This window comes from Acidisoma sp. S159, assembly GCF_009766125.1.
Taxonomy (GTDB): domain Bacteria; phylum Pseudomonadota; class Alphaproteobacteria; order Acetobacterales; family Acetobacteraceae; genus Acidisoma.
In genome coordinates this window covers 1-251 of the sequence record NZ_LMUG01000108.1, presented here as the reverse complement: position 1 = coordinate 251, position 251 = coordinate 1, and the positions used below count along the sequence as shown (strand labels likewise).

The following is a 251-nucleotide window of genomic DNA, read 5'->3' as shown; positions in this document are numbered from 1 at the left end:
GGATGCCGTGCTCGCCAGTGGTATCGCCATCCACACCCTCGTCAGCAGCGGCGGGACCGAGACGGTCGCCTCGGGCGGCGTGGTAAGCGGTGCGACGGTGTTCTCCGGCGGCCTGCTCAGCGCGAGCGCGGGCGGCACCCTCATCGATACCGTCAACAGCACCGGCCTGCCGCTCTACGTGTCGAGCGGGGTGACGGCGATCGCCTCCGCCGGCAGCAACCTCAGCCTGACCATCAACAGCGGTGTGACCG

1 pseudogene is annotated in these 251 nt (G+C 70.1%); it reads left to right on the top strand.

The features are described 5' to 3' along the window. Window positions 1-251: pseudogene (locus GSQ92_RS29780) on the top strand (hypothetical protein); the annotation flags it as partial.